Source organism: Mesorhizobium sp. M5C.F.Cr.IN.023.01.1.1, assembly GCF_003997585.1.
GTDB classification, from domain to species: Bacteria; Pseudomonadota; Alphaproteobacteria; order Rhizobiales; family Rhizobiaceae; genus Mesorhizobium; species Mesorhizobium wenxiniae.
Genome location: NZ_RZSU01000129.1, coordinates 1 through 16,312, shown reverse-complemented (window position 1 = coordinate 16,312; position 16,312 = coordinate 1). Strand labels below are relative to the sequence as shown.

General features: G+C 62.6%; 13 protein-coding genes and 2 pseudogenes. 9 read left to right on the top strand and 6 right to left on the bottom strand.

Annotated features, from left to right (window positions below):
* Positions 1-564 (bottom strand): annotated as a pseudogene (locus tag EOA78_RS31015) (AEC family transporter); the annotation flags it as partial.
* Positions 565-731: 167 nt separating this feature from the next.
* On the opposite strand from EOA78_RS31015, the gene EOA78_RS31010 reads away from it, so the two are divergent.
* Positions 732-1,280 (top strand): histidine phosphatase family protein, encoded by a 549-nt coding sequence (locus EOA78_RS31010; protein ID WP_127319070.1) that lies wholly within the window; start codon positions 732-734, stop codon positions 1,278-1,280.
* A gap of 528 nt (positions 1,281-1,808) precedes the next feature.
* On the opposite strand, the gene EOA78_RS36615 is transcribed toward EOA78_RS31010, so the two are convergent.
* Positions 1,809-2,108, bottom strand: coding sequence for a hypothetical protein (locus EOA78_RS36615; RefSeq protein ID WP_206533535.1), 300 nt, complete (start codon positions 2,106-2,108; stop codon positions 1,809-1,811).
* Positions 2,109-2,415: 307 nt separating this feature from the next.
* Between EOA78_RS36615 and EOA78_RS31000 the strand changes: the two genes are divergently transcribed.
* Genes EOA78_RS31000 through EOA78_RS30980 form a run of 5 tightly spaced genes read left to right on the top strand, consistent with a single transcriptional unit; the run spans position 2,416 to position 7,318 of the window.
* Complete coding sequence (locus tag EOA78_RS31000; RefSeq protein ID WP_006335407.1) at positions 2,416-2,697, top strand: acyl carrier protein; 282 nt, start codon at positions 2,416-2,418, stop codon at positions 2,695-2,697.
* 56 nt (positions 2,698-2,753) lie between these two features.
* Positions 2,754-3,944 (top strand): beta-ketoacyl-ACP synthase, encoded by a 1,191-nt coding sequence (locus tag EOA78_RS30995; RefSeq protein ID WP_127319068.1) that lies wholly within the window; start codon positions 2,754-2,756, stop codon positions 3,942-3,944.
* A 16-nt stretch (positions 3,945-3,960) separates the two neighbouring features.
* Positions 3,961-5,232: a beta-ketoacyl-ACP synthase gene (locus tag EOA78_RS30990; protein WP_127319066.1), complete on the top strand. Its 1,272-nt coding sequence runs from the start codon at positions 3,961-3,963 to the stop codon at positions 5,230-5,232.
* 37 nt (positions 5,233-5,269) lie between these two features.
* A complete protein-coding gene (locus EOA78_RS30985; protein WP_127319064.1) occupies positions 5,270-6,298 on the top strand; it encodes a zinc-binding dehydrogenase in 1,029 nt (342 codons plus the stop codon).
* Between the two features lie 24 nt (positions 6,299-6,322).
* The gene (locus tag EOA78_RS30980; RefSeq protein ID WP_127319062.1) at positions 6,323-7,318 is read left to right on the top strand and encodes a lipid A biosynthesis lauroyl acyltransferase; all 996 of its coding nucleotides are present in this window, start codon (positions 6,323-6,325) and stop codon (positions 7,316-7,318) included.
* Positions 7,319-7,607: 289 nt separating this feature from the next.
* Here EOA78_RS30980 and EOA78_RS30975 read toward each other — a convergent pair.
* From EOA78_RS30975 to EOA78_RS30960, 4 genes and pseudogenes are all read right to left on the bottom strand, one after another.
* Positions 7,608-8,388 (bottom strand): annotated as a pseudogene (locus tag EOA78_RS30975) (ATP-binding cassette domain-containing protein).
* The gene (locus EOA78_RS30970) at positions 8,381-10,636 is read right to left on the bottom strand and encodes an ABC transporter permease (RefSeq protein ID WP_127319060.1); all 2,256 of its coding nucleotides are present in this window, start codon (positions 10,634-10,636) and stop codon (positions 8,381-8,383) included. The pseudogene EOA78_RS30975 and the gene EOA78_RS30970 overlap by 8 nt, the downstream one beginning before the upstream one ends.
* 84 nt (positions 10,637-10,720) lie before the next feature.
* Positions 10,721-11,803: a substrate-binding domain-containing protein gene (locus EOA78_RS30965; protein ID WP_127319058.1), complete on the bottom strand. Its 1,083-nt coding sequence runs from the start codon at positions 11,801-11,803 to the stop codon at positions 10,721-10,723.
* A gap of 217 nt (positions 11,804-12,020) precedes the next feature.
* Complete coding sequence (locus EOA78_RS30960) at positions 12,021-12,449, bottom strand: L,D-transpeptidase (protein ID WP_029351843.1); 429 nt, start codon at positions 12,447-12,449, stop codon at positions 12,021-12,023.
* 228 nt (positions 12,450-12,677) lie between these two features.
* Here EOA78_RS30960 and EOA78_RS30955 point away from each other — a divergent pair, with 228 nt between their 5' ends.
* The 3 genes from EOA78_RS30955 to EOA78_RS30945 all read left to right on the top strand — a co-directional run.
* On the top strand, positions 12,678-13,958 hold the full coding sequence (locus tag EOA78_RS30955) for an acetylornithine deacetylase/succinyl-diaminopimelate desuccinylase family protein (RefSeq protein ID WP_127319056.1): 1,281 nt from the start codon (positions 12,678-12,680) through the stop codon (positions 13,956-13,958).
* 165 nt (positions 13,959-14,123) lie between these two features.
* A complete protein-coding gene (locus EOA78_RS30950; protein ID WP_127319054.1) occupies positions 14,124-15,605 on the top strand; it encodes an ABC transporter substrate-binding protein in 1,482 nt (493 codons plus the stop codon).
* 23 nt (positions 15,606-15,628) lie between these two features.
* Positions 15,629-16,312 (top strand): ABC transporter permease (locus EOA78_RS30945; RefSeq protein ID WP_164784012.1); only part of this gene is annotated, 684 nt, incomplete at its 3' end.

The window sequence follows — 16,312 nt, the reverse complement described above, 5'->3', positions numbered from 1 at the left end:
GCCGGTGATACGCCATACCCATCCAGCCAGGATGCCGACGATCAGCGGATTGGAAAGCATCTTGTAAAGGAAGCGCCGGATGATGCGCAGCGGATGCACGTGCTCGTCACCGCGGCCAAAAATTTAAAACAAGATGATCGACGCCATGATCATCGTCGGCAGATGCACGGAAATCAGCAGCGACAGCACTTCGAATCCACTCGGCCCGAATGTGCCGAGGACGAACGGGATGCCGAGCAGGACGAGATTGGAAAAAGCCGACGACACGCCGCCAACGACCCCCGCACGCGCGTCGCGCCCGAACACTCGCGTGATCACCAGATGGCCTGCAGCCCACGTGACTGCCGCGGCCGTGAAATAGGCCCCCCAGAACGACCAGGGCGCGGCGCCATGAAAATCGGCATTGACCATGGTGCGGAACAGAAGCAGCGGCATCGCCACCCCGACGGCAAATTCGGCGATGGCCTCGCCCGCCTCCGCCTTCAGATAGCCGGTGAGCCCAGCCAGATAGCCGAGCGCGACAAGGCCGAAGACAAAAAGGACGGTTTCGATGAGTGGGGACATTTTTCTCCTGATAGGCGAGCCGGGATTGCAGCGCAATCACCCCGCCTTACGAAGCGGTCTGTTCTCGCAAACAGCCGGGATTGGTCGTGCCTTGTTTTTCGGCCGGCTTTGCCGTCCCTATATGCGGGCACCGGAACCCACCTCCGGTGACCAGAAAAGGACGTTTGATGCTTCGATTTGTGCTGGCGCTATTGCTGCTCGTCATTCCCGCGTCGGCCCATGCGACTGAAGCCGGCTGGGCGCTGTTGCGCGACGGCGGACATGTGGTGCTGCTTCGCCATGCCATGGTCACCGGCACCACCGATCCGGCGAATTTCGACATCGAGAAATGCGCGACCCAGGTCAATCTCTCGGTGCGCGGCAAGCAGCAGGCGCGCAAGATCGGCGCGCTGTTCGCCGCCCGCGCCGCGCCCATCGAGCGCATGCTGTCCAGCCGCTATTGCCGCTGCCTCGACACGGTCCGCATCGCTTTCAGAGCGGAACCTGAACCGTTCGCGCCGCTTGACCTGTTGAAGACAGACGCGAGCGAGAAAGCCGCCCAACTCGAGGCGATCATGAACGAGATCCGCGGCTATTCCGGTTCCGACAATCTGGTCATGGTCACCCATCTGGAGAACATCATGGCTCTCACCGGCATCTCGCCGCGCGAAGGCGAAGCCGTGATCGTCGAGTTGCAAGGCGACGGCCTGCGCGTTCTCGGCCGCGTCACCTTCTAATCTGCGCTGGAGACGGGTGAAGCGTTCGCTAGTGGTAAAAATCTGGCGCTGGTACCCTAAGCGGAATACCGGTTCCGACCCATCTGTGCCATTCCTTCGGAGAAGTTGAAGGGGAAGCTGTGACCCCCGGTCTTTCAGTTGCGAGCGTCGCTTGCTGGAGCTGCGTTAGTCAGTCGGTGGCCAATGGTATTTTCAATGGAACGCTAATATACATAGACGCTCGAACGAGCAGCGACTGCCAAAACACTTGAGGAATGCCATGCGAAGATTAATCTTCACGGCAATGTGTATCGCCGCCGCAACAACCGCTAACGCCCACGATTGGTACGAAGACAAAGTTGACCCACAGACGAAATTCAAGTGTTGCGGCGGCTCTGATTGCCGCGCGATACCTCGGTCTTCGGTGCGGTCCAGGATAGACGGTGGTTACACTTACTTGCCGCATAATTTTATCATCCCACGGGACCGTGTACAGCAATCCCCGGACGGCCAATACCATATCTGCGAGAGTACCTACGTCGTAACTAATCAGCTGTATTGGCGTTGCTTTTTCGCACCTCGTGTCAATGTCTCTCTACTTCTCCCACGTTGATGATACTGCGCGTCGCTGTTGAGATCGACATCGGCAAGGTGCGCAGCTGTGGCAAATTCGGTCGCGCCGCTCGCTGCCTTGAACGGACGTTCGCGTTCGCTACACCGGAAAGCATCCGGCCCCGAACGCACGATGCTGTGGCTGCGCTCAAGTTGGTTCGTCGTCCCCTTCCCGCCGGTTTCCGCCAGACCGTGGCTGTCCGCTGCGCCAAGCTCTGGCCCGCAGATGCGCTTCAATTGGCCGATCGTTTCCAGAGTCGCCGGGGAAAACGGGGTCTGGCCTTCGAAAGCACGATGCCCTCGATGACGTCACCCAGGCTCATGTCGCGATGTTCGGCCAAGGCCCTGAGCACCTTCACGCAATGACCAGAGATGGGATGGTTGCGGCATATCGTCGGGAGGGTCCTGCGACCCCTATTGCCCTAGCAGAACGGCCACCCCATTTGCGGCCGGCGTATCAGGCCCTTTTCCTGCTCGGAAAAACCGATTAGACAGCGCCCAAACACATGCGGACAGATTCCGCCCGCAACCGAAGGAAAAGCCCTTGTCCACCACGTTCGACAAAGTCGCCAAGATCATCGCCGACACCAGTGAGATCGATATCGACACGATCACCCCTGAAAGCCACACTATCGACGATCTCGGCATCGACAGCCTCGACTTCCTCGACATCGTCTTTGCCATCGACAAGGAATTCGGCATCAAGGTGCCGCTGGAAAAGTGGACGCAAGAGGTCAACGACGGCAAGGCCTCGACCGACGATTACTTCGTCATGAAGAACCTGTGCGCCAAGATCGACGCTCTGGTCGCGGCCAAGAACGCCTGAAATGGTTCAGCCCGCGATCTTGTTGCGCCTTCAAACCTGACCCACAACAGCCGCCCATGAGCCCCCACCACGTCGTCATATCAGGCATCGGCCTTGTCTCTTCGCTGGGCGAAGGTTCGGATGCGCATTGGCGCAAACTCGCCCAGCCAGGCCTGGAACCCGTGCTCGAAGCATCGCGCTTCTCGCCCTACACCATCCACCCGCTGCCGGAGATCGACTGGAACCTGCAGATCGCCAAGCGCGGCGACCAGCGGCAGATGGAAACCTGGCAAAGGCTCGGCACCTACGCCGCCGGCATGGCGCTCGATGATGCCGGCATCAAGGGCAATGACGAACTCTGCACGACCATGGACATGGTGGTGGCTGCCGGCGGCGGCGAGCGCGACGAAACCGTCGACGCCGACATTCTCGCCGCTTCGGAAAACCGCAACGACCGCGACGTCCTGCTCAACGAGAAGCTGACCACCGAATTGCGGCCGACGCTGTTTCTGGCGCAGCTTTCCAACCTGCTCGCCGGCAACATCTCGATCGTCCACAAGGTGACCGGCTCGTCGCGCACCTTCATGGGCGAGGAAGGTGCCGGCGTCGCCGCCGTCGAGACGGCCGCCGCGCGCATCCGCTCCGGCCAGTCGACGCATATACTGGTCGGCGGCGCCTTCCAGACCGAGCATTCCGACATGCTGCTTGGCTATGAACTGGCCGGCTATCTGCATCGCGGCCCCTGGAGGCCGGTCTGGCAGAGACAAGGCCTGGACGGCGGTGGCGTGGTGACTGGATCAGGCGGCGCGTTTCTCGTCCTGGAACAGCGCGAACATGCGATCAGCCGCGGGCGAAAGATCTATGCCGAACTCGGCCCGGTCGTATCCGGACGCGCAAAACGCCGGCAGGGCGAACTCGATGCCGAGATTGCCGCGCTGCTCAGGCAGGCGGCATTGCCGAACGGCGAGTTGCTGACGATTTCGGGCGCTTCGGGTGCCCATACCGCTACTGCTGCCGAGAAATCGGCGCTCGACGCCAATCCGGCGATTGCCGCACGCGGCTTTTCGACGCTGACCGGCCACATGAAGGAAGCACAGTTTCCCTTCGCCGTGGCGCTGGCGGCACTGGCTGTCGAACGCAAGGCCGCCTACCCGGCTTTTGACCCCGCCACCGAGAAGCCGTTCAACGGCATTCCCAGGACCGTCCTTGCAACGGCGGTCGGCTATCACCAATTCGAGGGCTTGGCGTTGGTCAACGCCGCCGATTAAAGGTCCGGGACAAGTCATGGCCAATCTGAACGACCACATGGGCAGGCCGATCGTCGCCGTCACCGGCATCGGCGTGGTGACGTCGCTGGGTGTCGGCAAGGCCGACAATTGGGCAGCGCTCACCGCGGGCAAGTCCGGCATCCATCCGATCACCCGCTTTCCGGTTGACCATCTGAACACCCGCATCTCCGGCATGGTCGATTTCCTGCCGTCGAGCTCCAAGGGCGCCAGCCTTCTTACCTGCGATCTCGCCGAGATCGCCGCGCAGGAAGCCGTGGCCGAAGCCGGCCTTGATTCGGGCGATTTCGGCGGGCCGCTTTTCCTCGCCTCGCCGCCCGTCGAACTCGACTGGAGCGAGCGCTTTTCGCTCTACAATTCCGACAAGCACGACATCGGCGCCGAACGGCTGCTTCGCGTGGCGCGCGGCTTGAAGGAACTCGATGTTTTCGAAACCACCCAGTTCGGTTCGATCGCCGACCGGCTCGCCGACCGTTTTGGGACGCGCGGCCTGCCGATCACGCTGTCGACGGCCTGCGCCTCGGGCGCCACCTCGATCCAGCTCGGCGTCGAGGCGATCCGCCGCGGCGAATGCGACAGGGCGCTGTCGATCGGCGCCGACGGCTCGGCAACGGCCGAGGCGCTGATCCGTTTCTCCCTGCTTTCGGCGCTCTCCACGCATAACGACATCCCCGAAAGGGCGTCCAAGCCGTTCTCCAAGGATCGCGACGGCTTCGTGCTGGCCGAGGGCTCGGGCGCGCTTGTGCTGGAATCGCTGCAGGCCGCACTGGCCCGCGGCGCGACCATCCTCGGCATCCTGCGCGGCTGCGGCGAGAAGGCCGACGATTTCCACCGCACCCGCTCGAAGCCGGACGGTTCGCCGGCGATCGCCGCCGTTCGCGCCGCCCTCGCCGATGCCGGCTTGGGCGAGGACGAGATCGATTATGTCAACGCTCATGGCACCTCGACGCCGGAAAACGACAAGATGGAGCATCTGTCGCTGTCGACCGTGTTCGGCGAGCGGATCGCCTCGATGCCGATCTCGTCGAACAAGTCGATGATCGGCCACACGCTGTCGGCCGCTGGCGCCGTCGAGGCCGCGTTTTCGCTGATGACCATGCGCGAGAGCGTGATCCCGCCGACCATCAATTACGACAATCCCGATCCGGCGATCGTGCTCGACGTGGTACCGAACAAGAAGCGCAACGCCGAGGTCGGCACGGTGCTGTCGAACTCCTTCGGCTTCGGCGGCCAGAACACCTGCCTTGTCATGGCGCGGGAACCAGTCTAAGCGAGCCTTTTCCCGCTCAACAGAACCGACAGGCTCAATGCGCGCATTGCAACTTATCGAGGACCGCCGCCTTGAAACGGTGGACCTGCCGCCTCCGCCGCAGCCTGCGCTGGGCGAAGTGACGCTGCGCATCAAGGCCGTGGCGCTCAATCATATCGACGTCTGGGGCTGGCGCGGCATGGCCTTCGCCAAGCGCAAGCTGCCGCTGGTCGTCGGCGCCGAAGCTTCCGGCGAGGTCGAGGCGGTCGGCCCCGGCGTCTCCAGCCTTGTACCCGGACAGCTTGTGTCGATCTACGGCGCGCGCACCTGCGGGCTTTGCCGTGCCTGCCGCGAAGGCCGCGACAATCTATGCGAGCATGTCTCGGGCGTTCACGGCTTCCATCTCGATGGCTTTGCGCAAGAGAAGATCAACCTGCCGGCGCGCCTGCTGGTCCCCGCCCCGCCCGGCGTGACGGACATTGGCGCGGCCGTCGCGCCCGTCACCTTCGGCACGGTCGAACACATGCTGTTCGACAATGCCAGGTTGCAGCCCGGGGAGATCATCCTTATCCATGCCGGCGGCTCGGGCATCGGCTCCGCCGCGATCCAGCTGGCAAAGAAAATGGGCTGCACTGTGATCACCACGGTCGGCTCGAACGACAAGATCGACAAGGCGAAGGCGCTTGGCGCCGACCACGTCATCAACTATCGCGAGGACCGTTTCGAAGGCATCGTGCGCAAACTGACGAAAAAGAAGGGCGTCGATGTCGTCTTCGAGCATGTCGGCGCCGACACCTTTGCCGCCTCGATGCTGTGCCTGAAACGCGGCGGTCGCCTGGTGACCTGCGGCTCGACCTCGGGCGTGTCGACGCAGATCAACCTGATGCAATTGTTCCAGCAGCAGCTGAAGCTGCTCGGCTCCTTCGGCTGCCGTATGCAAAACATGGCCGACGCCATGCAGAAAATGGCGGCGGGGCTGGTTTCTCCGGTTATCGACACCGAAGTCGGCTTCGACGGCATCGACGCCGCCCTGAAGCGCATGGAAGGTCGCGACGTGTTCGGCAAGATCATCCTGCGCGTCGGCTGACCATAAAAACATCATGGGCTAGGAATGGTCGGCAACGCCTTCAAGAAGCACCGCAGGGACTTGGCGTTCCGCCACGGCAGGCGGCTGCGCCAGTTCAACTACTGGCTGCTTGCGCGCGCCGCGATGACGATAATTTGGCTGCTGCGTCTGCTGCCGGTCGACAGCGCGCTCAATTTCGCCGACCGAGCCGCCCGCCGCATTGGTCCGTGGGTGGGACGCCACAACGTCGCCATCGCCAATCTGCGCAACGCCTACCCGGAAAAGAGCGACAGCGAGATCCAGGCCATCGCGTCCGACATGTGGGGCAACATGGCTCGCCTCGCCGCGGAGTACGTCTTTCTCGACGCCCTGTTCGACTATGATCCCAACGCGACGAAACCGGGGCGCGTCGAGGTCCGCGGCGTCGATCATTTCGTCGAGATCGCCGGCGAGCAAAAACCGCATATCATCTTCACGGGGCATCTCGGCAACTTCGAACTGCTTCCGGTGGCGGCAGCCACTTTCGGCATGAACATCACGGCGCTGTTTCGCCCGCCCAACAACCCTTACCTTGCCGACTACATCCTCTCGACTCGCCGCTCGACCATGGGGTCGCTTCTGCCCTCCTCGACCGGCGCTTCATTCGCGCTGGCGGCCATTCTGGAGAAAGGCGGCAATATCGGCGTGCTCGTCGACCAGAAATTCTCGAGCGGGCTCGAAACGACATTCTTCGGCCGCCCATGCGAGAGCAACCGGGTTCTGGGCACCCTGGCGCGGCACTATGATTGCGATGTCTATCCGGCGCGCTGCGTGCGCTTGCCGGGCAACCGCTTCCGGCTCGAGATCGAGGACAAACTGACCTTGCCGCGCACCGCCGGCGGCAGTGTCGACGTCCACGGCACCACCCAGCTGCTCAACGACGTGGTCGAGCGCTGGGTGCGCGAGGATCCAGGCCAGTGGATGTGGTTCCACAAAAGGTGGGAGATCAGCGGTCCGCGCAGAAAGCGTCAACGGGCGAGACAGCGCGGCGAAGCCGCCTGAGCGGCAGGACAATGAGAGGCAGCGCAGGTGTGAAGCGATTGCCCTGCAACTGTGGGTAGAGTCGGCTTGACAGGTGACGGCAGTTATGCTAGGAATTTAAGCATAATGCCGATCTGCGCCAACGACCCGCCCGCTGAGGCGGGTTTTTTGTTTCGGCCGGATCGCTCGATGGCGGCCTTGTTTCAAGTTTCGGTCTTTCGGCGCGGCAAGTTTCACCGCCAATCCTTAAGCACGTCCGAAATGAAAGGGCTGTTTGACAGCCACGCCTGGAGAAAAGTGAACCGATCGGTCAAAGCCTCGCCTCATCGGCCGTAAGTGCGTGCTCTCGCGTGCCGGAGACGATGATCTCCAGGACCTCATGCTCGTCGGTGTTTTTGATGTAACGATCGCCGACGTTCTCGCCGCGTTTCAGCACCATCACGCGGTCGCCCACAGCGAAAATGTCAACGAGGCGGTGCGAGATGATGATCTGGGCAACGCCCTGCTTTTTCAGTTCCAGCATGGTCTCGAGCAGCCGCTCGGTCGCCATCACCGAGAGATTGGCGGTCGGCTCGTCGAGGATCACCACGCGCGGCTGGAAGGAGATAGCGCGGGCAATCGCCACAGATTGCTGGCGTCCGCCTGACAGGCTCTCGACCTTTTGATAGACGGAGTTCACGTCGACCTTGAGCCGCTTCAGCACGCTGTCGGCTTCCGCGTACATTTTCCGCCCGATTGACGAAAAGGCCCTTGCGCGGCCAACGGCCAAGAAAGATGTTCTGACCGACATCCATATTCCCGCAAAGAGCGAAATCCTGGTAGATCATCTCGATGCCGGCGTCGCGGCTTTCGTGCGGGCTCTTGAAGTGCACTGGCTGCCCGGCGACGAAAGCCTCGCCCGCGTCGCGCTGGTAGGCACCGGTCAGGATCTTCATCAGCGTCGATTTGCCGGCCGAGTTGTCGCCGACGAGGCCCAGGATCTCGCCGGGATAGAGCACGAGGTCGACGCTGCGGAGCGCCTGCACCGCACCGAAGGCTTTTTCGATGCCCCGCATTTCTACGATCGGTGCAGGCATGGTCGGGTCACGCATGGGTGGTCTCCGCCGTTCTTGTGCGCCGTGCGAGGCGCGCCCGCAGGCGGCCGAAGATGTTGGCCTGGCGCACCCAGATGTCGATCAGCACCGCCACGATCAGGATGCCGCCGATGAAGACGTTGATCCAGTGCTGCGGCATGGTGAAGCCCTGGACGTTGAGCTGCAGCAGCGCCCGGATCAGGGTGATCACCGCCGCCCCGGCGAGCGCCCCGATCACGGTGCCGTAGCCGCCGAAGATCGAACCGCCGCCGATGATCACCGAAGCGATGGCGTCGAGCTCGCGGAACTGGCCGGCCACCGGGTTGAAGCTGCGGAAGTAGGCGACGTTGATGATCCCGGCCATTGTCGCGCAGAGCGCCGCCAGCATAAGCGCGAGGAACCGCACCCGGTTGGTGTTGATCCCGGCATAGGCGGCGGCGCGAATGTTGCCGCCGGTCGCATAGACCTTCTGCCCGAACGGCATATAGGCGAGCACGACGCCGGCAATGACGGCGACGAACAGCATCCAGATGGTCTGGACGCTCACCACCTCCGCGATCGAGCGCAGCAGCCCGTCCGGCAGCGAGATGCGGTAGTGCAGCAGGATGTCGTTCACCTTGCGGCCAAGCAGGTTGTAGCCCTCGGGCCAGCCGGTGAGCTGCTGCCCGGCGACGAACCAGGCGGCGAGGCCGCGGGCGATGTAGAACATGCCGAGTGTGGCGATGAAGGCCGGCAACTTGAAGCCGACGGTGACGATCGCGTTGATGAGGCCGGCGCACATGCCCGCGAGCAGGCCCATCGCCACCGCGGTCACGGGGTCGGCGCCGAGAACCTTGAGAAAATAGGCGGCGGTGCTGCCGGCGAGGGCGAGCACCGCCCCGACAGAGAGATCGATATCGCCGGCGGCGATGACGTAGGTGAGCCCGATGGTGATCAGCGCAAGCTCAGTGTAGTTGAGCAGGATCGCGAAGCTGTTGGACAGGTTCCACCAGTAGTCCGGTCGGAGCGCAAGGCCGGTCAGCCACAGGAGCACGGTCAGGATGATGGCGAGCGCGTCGCGCCGGGCGAGGAACTTGCCGAACCCGGTGGCCGACAGCGCCATGTCGGTCGCCATTGCGCCCTTGGTCTGCACTCCCTCGATCGCGATGCCGCCGATCTCGTAAGCCGGTGGCGGCGGCCGGCCGCGGAGCCAGGCCCAGAGGCGCCCTGCCACCTGGCGGCGGATGAGATAGGGCTCGATGAGCACCGCGACGACGAGCAGCAGTCCGAGGAACACCGGCACCGCGCCGACCGGCAGCGAGAAGACGGCGTTGACCGTGATCTCCTCGTCGCCGATCTTGATGGTGCGCGTGATCGGCCAGCCCTCGCGTAACACCTTGTCGAGCAGCACTACCAGCAGGGCGCCAAGGCAGGATCCGGCGACCCGGCCGCGGCCGCCGAGGATCGAGGCGCCGCCGATGATCACGGCGGCAATGACGATCAGCTCACCACTGACGCCGTAGAGGGGCGTCACGCCCTTGTCCTGGGCAGCTGACATCAGGCCGGCTAGCGCCGCGCAGAGCGAGGAGATCAGGTAGGCTCGGATGCGCACCCAGTTGGTCGGGATGCCGGCATAGGACGCCGCCTGTTCGTTGCCGCCGGTGGCGAAGGTCTCGTAGCCCCAGCGCGTCTTGGCGAGCACATAGGCGCCGATCACGGCGACAACGACGAAGATCACAATCTGGTTGTTGAAGCCGAGGAAGTTAGTCTCGCCGAGGTGAAAAAAAAGCGGATAGCCGGTCGCCTTGGCAGGATAGTAGATCGCCTGGCCGTGAGTGAGCGCCAGCACGAAGCCGCGGCCGATGAAAAGTATCGTCAGGGTGGCGATGAATGCAGGCACTTTCAGGATGGTGACGAGCACGCCATTGACGAGACCGATCAACACACTGAGAAGCACGCAGAGGATCACCGACGTGACGACGCCGAGGTCAAGGAAGCTCGGCGCGAACAGCCTGGCGAAGACGACAGCGACTAGGCCGTAAGTTGAACCGACCGAAAGATCGAGGTCCTTGTTGACGATGACGAAGGTCACTCCGACCGCGATGATGGCAACCCGCGAGGTGTCGCGGAGCAGCGAGTGAAACGCCCCTGTTGACCCGAAGAACGCGGGATTGACGAGAGCGCCGCCGAGATAGAGCAGCAAAAGCAAGGTAACGAGCCCCACCTCCCAGCCGCCGACGATCTGGGACGGCGCACGGCCGAGTGATGTGGTCGCGGTAAGCGCCATGGTCTCTTCTGGTCGATTTCCCTGCTGCCGCATTGCGGGAGAGCTTGCGCCCTCCCGCAATGATTTCAGACCTTCCGAGCGGACTCAGTTCTCGAAGCGCTTGCCGACGTCCTCGACGGTCTCCTTCGTCACCAGTTGGGCACGTGTGTCGAGGTTGGCCGCCGCGATACCGCGATCGATCTCCAGATAGAGCTGCATGACCGGCCAGAAGCCCTGCAAGAAGGGCTGCTGCCCGAGCGCGCCGGTCAGATCGCCGCTCTTCATCGCATCCTGCTGGGCCGGGCCCAGGTCGAAACCGTAGGCGCAGATCTTGCCGGTCAGTCCGGTCTGAGCGACGGCCTTGGCAAGCGCCGGCGTGAACACGTTGTTGCCGGCGAACGCGCCAACGACGTCGCCTCGCGATTCGAACAGCGTCACGATGCCGTTCACCGGGTCATTCGGATTGGTGTCGATACCGGTGTTCTCCGGACCCGCGTCGACCTTGAAGGCATCAAGCTTGCCGGCATCCTTCAAGCCCTTGACGATGGCGTTGAAAGCCGAAGTGACGCGGTTGTTCACCTCGATGTTGCCCATTGCGGTCGACGACGGCAGGACGATCGAACCCTTCTCGATACCCTTGTCGGCGAGGCACTTGACGAGCGCCTCGCCGGCGATTGCGGCAGCGGAGGCGTCCTGGCCGGTGTGGCCGATGCCGCTGCGGTTGAGGAGCGTGCCGTCAAAGGAATTGGTCGTAGCGACCGGTATGCCCTTCGCCTCGGCGGCCTTGACGATGTCGTTATAGGCGCCGACCTGGGGCGTTGTCATGATCAGCCCGTCGATCGTCGGATCCTGCACAATCTGGTTCAGGATTTCGATCTCGCGGGCAGGGTCGTCGGTCGGCGATTCCGAGCCGAGCAGCAGGACCTTGGCGCCGATCAGGTTGCCGGCGACGGTCGCGCCGACGTAGACCGGATCGAAGAAACCATTGCCGGCAGTGTGTGTCACGATAGCGAAAGTGAGGTGACCATCGGCCGAATGGAAGTCCTTGGTACCGGGGGCCTCCTTTGCGGCTTCTTCGAAGCTGTAGCCGCCGACCGCCTTATCGACGCCGCCCGATTGTGCGTAGGCGTTCGATACGCCGAGCGATAACGCCGCGGCACCCGCCGCGAGCGAGAAAATACGTTTCATGATTATCCTCCCTTGCAACCAACGGTCGGAAGCCGTTCAGGCGCATTATTCAGGGATTCCGAATGCTTCCTCCCACCCGGCATATTCTGCCCAAAGCTCGCCCACGTAAATAGCGCTCCCACTTTCCCCGACGAATTGGTTCAGAGCGGAAAGCCGTCGCTACACAAGCGCCCGTTCTGACTTCTTGTAAGAACCGCGAGCTTGCAACCACCTAAAGTTAGTTGGTCACGACGATCCGCGTGTTGCGGAAGCCAGCTTGCCTCACCATCGAATAGAAGGCGGCGGCATTGGCGGGGTGCAGCCGCACGCAGCCATGCGACGCGGGGCGCCCGAGAGACTTCACCGCGCCCGTGCCATGGATGGCATAGCCGCCGCGGTAGAACACCGAATGAGGCATCGGCGACATGTCGTATTTGCGCGAATACCACATCCGTGCCGTTCGTTGCGGCCGGTAGCTGCCGCGCGGCGTGATATAACCTTTGCGCGCCGTGGATACGCGCCATCGGTAAACCGCCTGACCGTATCTTACAGTCATCGTCTGGGATGACACGTCGATCCTTGCAACCAGCTTGGCTGCCCAGCCCTCGACCGAAGAACCGAACAGCATCGTTACCAGTAACGCTGCCATGAGAACGGTCTTTTTCATGCGATCAAACCCCTTTGATTGCCCTTGCCTGCCTGCCATCACGCTATTCTTGATTTTTTAAATGGCAAGTGAGGTAACCACATACTCCTTGACGAATTCGCCAATCCAAAGCAGCGAATTTGAACGATTTCCCGCGATAGTTGCCGCAACAACACGCAGCAGCGGCGCGGTCCGCTAACAGGCTTGCCAAACCGCATCGTTGGCTGCTCAATTCGCCGAATGAACGAAATGAACGAACAGCTCCTGAAAGCAGTCGATGATCGGGTCGACGACCTGGTCGCGCTGGCCGCGGATCTGATCCGTTTTCCGACCATCAATCCGCCAGGGGAAGCCTATCGGCCATGCGCCGAATACGTCGGAGCGCGGCTGAAGAAACGCGGTTTCGAAGTCGAGTTCATCCGCGCCGAAGGCACGCCCGGCGACACCGACCGCTACCCGCGCGTCAATGTCGTCGCCCGCTTCGATGGCCGCTCGCCCGGTGCCTGCGTGCATTTCAACTCGCATATCGACGTGGTCGAAGCCGGCGACGGCTGGAGCCTCGATCCCTTCGCCGGCATTGTCAGGGATGGCAAGGTCTATGGCCGCGGCGCCTGCGACATGAAGGGCGGCTTGGCCTCCTCGATCATCGCCGCCGAGGCGTTCATGGAGGTCTTCCCCGATTTTCCGGGCGCCATCGAAATATCAGGTACGGTCGACGAGGAGTCCGGCGGCTTTGGCGGCGTCGCCCATCTGGCAAAACTCGGCTATTTCTCCAAGCCGAAGGTCGACCACGTCATCATCCCCGAACCGTTGAACAAGGACCGCATCTGCCTTGGCCATCGCGGCGTGTGGTGGGCGGAGATCGAGACCAAGGGCGAGATCGCGCACGGCTCGATGCCGTTCCTCGGCGACAATGCGGTGCGCCATATGGGCGCCGTGCTATGGGCTTTCGAGGAGGAACTGTTCCCGGCGCTTGACGGCAAGGTCACGCGCATGCCGGTCGTGCCCGAAGGGGCAAAGCGATCGACCATGAACATCAACTCGATCCATGGCGGCCAGACGGAGGATTTCCGGCCCGGCCTGCCCTCGCCCAACGTGCCCGCTTCCTGCCGGCTGACCATCGACCGCCGCTTCCTGCTCGAAGAGGATATCAGCACGGTCAAAAGCGAGGTCACTGATATCCTCGACCGGCTGAAGCGCGAGCGCAAAAAATTCGATTACGAGATCCGCGATCTCATGGAGGTGCTGCCGCTGATGACGGAGCGCGATGCGCCGGTGGTGAAGGCGGTGGCGCAAGGCGTCATGGAGATATTCGACCGCGAGCCAGACTACGTGATTTCGCCCGGCACCTACGACCAGAAGCACATTGCCCGCATCGGCCACATCTACGACTGCATTGCCTATGGCCCGGGCATTCTCGACCTCGCCCATAGGCCCGACGAATGGGTCGGGATATCGGACATGGTAGAATCTGCCAAGGTGATGGCGATCGGGCTGAACATACTGCTCAGGGGCGCAGGCGCACGGTAGTCCGGCAGCGACGGCGCAAGCTTCAATCGCTTGAGCTAGCCGCTAACGGAAAAACATTCCTGCCTGCGCTGCCGGAAAGCACGAAACGCAATTTACTCCTTGGCGAAATCACGCTTCTATCCACCGGGTTTTGAGCATTTTTTTTGAGCATATCGGAGTTGCACGATGAAATTGTGGAAAACCATTCTCACCGCTGCGGGCCTGGTGCTGGCTGCCGGAACATCGGCATTTGCCGTGCGGACCGATCTGGTCATTGGCATCACGCTCGAACCTCCGCATCTCGACCCGACCGCGGGTGCTGCGGCGGCGATCGACGAAGTGCTTTACGCCAATGTGTTCGAGGGGCTGACCCGCATCGGTCCGAACGGCGAGGTGCTGCCGGATCTCGCCGAAAGCTGGGCCATTTCCGACGACGGCAAGGTCTACACCTTCAAGCTGCATACCGGTGTCAAGTTCCATGACGGCACCGACTTCAATGCCGACGACGTGAAATTCTCACTCGACCGCGCCCGTGCCGACAACTCCGTCAACGCACAAAAGGGCCTGTTCGCCGCCATCGATACGGTCGAGGTGGTCGATCCGGCGACGGTCAGGATCGCGCTGAACAACCCGCAAAGTTCCTTCCTCTACAATATGGGCTGGGGCGACGCGGTCATCGTCGCGCCGGAGACAGCCGACACCAACAAGGAAAAGCCTGTCGGCACCGGCCCGTTCAGGTTCCAGAACTGGGCCAAGGGCTCATCGATCACGCTGATCAAGTCCGATACTTACTGGGGCGCCCCGGTGTCCCTCGACAAGGCGGAGTTCCGCATCGTTCCCGATGCCGCCGCCGCGATACCGGCGCTGCTTTCCGGCGACGTCCAGGCCTTTCCCTTCTTCCCCGATCCCGACAGTGTCGCCCAGGTCAAGGACGACCCGCGCTTCAAGGTGGTGATCGGCGCGACCGAGGGTGAAACCATTCTCTCGATCAACAACAAGAAACCGCCCTTCGACAAGCTGCAGGTCAGGCAGGCGATTTCGTTTGCACTCGACCGCAAGGCGATCATCGACGGCGCCTCGGCCGGCCTTGGCGTGCCGATCGGCTCGCACATGTCGCCCGCCAACAAGGCCTATGTCGACCTCACCGGCCTCTATCCGCACAACGTCGAGAAGGCCAGGGAACTGCTGAAGGAAGCCGGTCTGGAGAACGGCTTCAAGGCGACGCTGAAACTGCCGCCGCCCCCCTATGCGCGGCTTGGCGGCGAGATCATCGCGTCGCAGCTTCGCAATGTCGGCATCGATTTGCAGATCGTGCCCGTGGAATGGGCGCAGTGGCTGGACCAGGTCTTCACCAAGAAGGATTACGACCTGACCATCGTCTCCCACACCGAGCCCAACGACATCGATATCTATTCGCGCAAGGATTACTACTTCAACTACAACAACCCGACCTTCGACAAGATCATCGCCGATCTGAACCTCACCTCCGATGAGGCCAATCGCATGACGCTGCTCGGCGAGGCGCAGAAGATATTGGCCGACGACGCCGTGGTCGGCTTCCTCTACGAACTGCCGAAAGCCGGCGTTTGGGACGCCAAGCTCGAAGGTTTTTGGGAAAACGCCCCGATCCAGGCCAACGACCTGACTAAGGTGAAGTGGACGGAGTGAGGCAGCGCAACGGTCCTCCTCCCATGACCACCTATCTTCTCAAGCGTCTTGCCATCGCCGTCGTCACGCTGATTCTGGCCTCGATGGTGGTCTTCGCCGTGCTGGAGATCATTCCCGGTGACCCGGCGCGGCTGATGCTTGGCATGAACGCCAGCGCCGACCAGGTCGAGCTGCTGCGCAACCAGATGGGCCTCAACGCGCCCCTCGCTCTGCGCTATCTGCACTGGGCCGGCGGCTTGCTGAGCCTCGATTTCGGCCGTTCCTACACCTATTCGGTGCCGGTCATCGAGCTGGTCCGCGAGCGCGTCGTCGTCTCGCTGCCGCTGGCGCTGATCGCGCTGGCGCTGTCCACCATCATTGCCATTCCGGTCGGGCTGTTTTCCGCCGGCAGGCACGGACGGGCCGGCGACACGATTGCGATGGGCGCCGCCCAGCTTGGCGTCGCCGTGCCGAACTTCTGGTTTGCGCTGATGCTGATCTACCTGTTTGCGGTTTGGCTGCGGCTGGTGCCGGCCGGCGGTTTTCCAGGTTGGAGCGCGGGCGTCTGGCCGGCGCTGAAATCGCTGGTCCTGCCGGCGATCGCGCTCGCTCTGCCGCAAGCCGCGATCCTCGCCCGCGTCACCCGCTCGGCGCTGATCGAAGTGCTGAACGAGGACTATATCCGCACCGCCCGCGCCAAGGGCCTGCCCTATCGCGCGGTGCTGTGG